Here is a 1,033-nt window from a genome sequence, read left to right as displayed (position 1 = left end):
AAGGTCATGCGCATCGGCCTCGCCGAATTCTGGGCCATCAAATACGGCGCCAACCTCGGACTGCGAAATGTGTGAATCCGATAGCATGTCCATGGGGGAGAGGAAACCCAGGCTTTTCAAGGCCGCGACCTCGGTGGTTGGCATTTCCTCTTCCCCCACGAATGTGGGGGAGAGGTGGCTCGGCGAAGCCGAGACGGAGTGGGGGAGCGCCATATGCGATTGCCCTGCCCTTGCCGGGGAGATCGGCGGCTTTGCCGTCCCCCTTCACAAGGTGATCGCCAATGCAAAAAGGGCGGCCGAAGCCGCCCTCTTGGAAGAATGGGTCCCTCCATCAAAGGAAAATGATCACCTTGCCGTGCCTGTGGTGATGAGGATTGTGGTGCTTCCACCAAAACTTCTTGAAGTGCTTCTTATGATGGTTGTGATGATGGCCGTACATGCCGTGGGCGGACGAGGTGCCGACAGTGCCGGCGAGCGCGCCGGTGGCGACGAAAATGGCGACGAGGCCTGAGGTGAGAGTGCGCTTGAACACGATGATCTCCTGGATCCTTGATCGAGGCGACCCATTCGCCCCTGACCATCAGTCGGCGCGACGCGGGAAAAGGTTCGAAAGGTTTTGGAGATTAGAGCGAATAGTGAGTAGCGAATAGCGAGTAGGGAAAGGCAGGGATACCAAGGAATCCCTCGCACCCCATTCCCTACTCCCTACTCGCTATTCGCTATTCGCTCTTTTCACATCCCGGTGACATGGCGCAGCCAGAAAGCCAGCGCGATGAAGCCGATGATGGTGGTGACGCCGGTCCAGTCGACATTGGCCTTCTTCACATCGCTGATGATCTTCACCAGCAGCATCCAGGTCACGAAGATGATCGGGAGAATGATGACAAATCGTACCCGTCCGGTGAAGACCGCAGACGTGCGTGTCCGGCGGCCATGAGCGCTGCGGTACAGGGTCAAGCTTTCGATGGGGAGACGCGATGATATTCTTCGAGGAGGAGTTTGACCTCCTCGATGCCTTCATCGGTGAAGGCCA

General features: G+C 57.8%; 2 protein-coding genes. Both read right to left on the bottom strand.

The window, feature by feature from the left end:
* Positions 1-331: 331 nt before the first annotated feature.
* A complete protein-coding gene (locus NKI73_RS33555) occupies positions 332-532 on the bottom strand; it encodes a hypothetical protein (protein WP_352636346.1) in 201 nt (66 codons plus the stop codon).
* A gap of 200 nt (positions 533-732) precedes the next feature.
* Entirely contained in the window at positions 733-861 is a 129-nt protein-coding gene (locus NKI73_RS33550) for a hypothetical protein (RefSeq protein ID WP_352636344.1), read from the bottom strand.
* Between the last annotated feature and the right edge of the window lie 172 nt (positions 862-1,033).

The organism is Mesorhizobium sp. M0496, from assembly GCF_040321205.1.
In the GTDB taxonomy this organism is placed as follows: domain Bacteria; phylum Pseudomonadota; class Alphaproteobacteria; order Rhizobiales; family Rhizobiaceae; genus Mesorhizobium.
The sequence above is the reverse complement of the archived record's forward strand: the minus strand, read 5'-3'. Positions and strand labels throughout refer to the sequence as shown.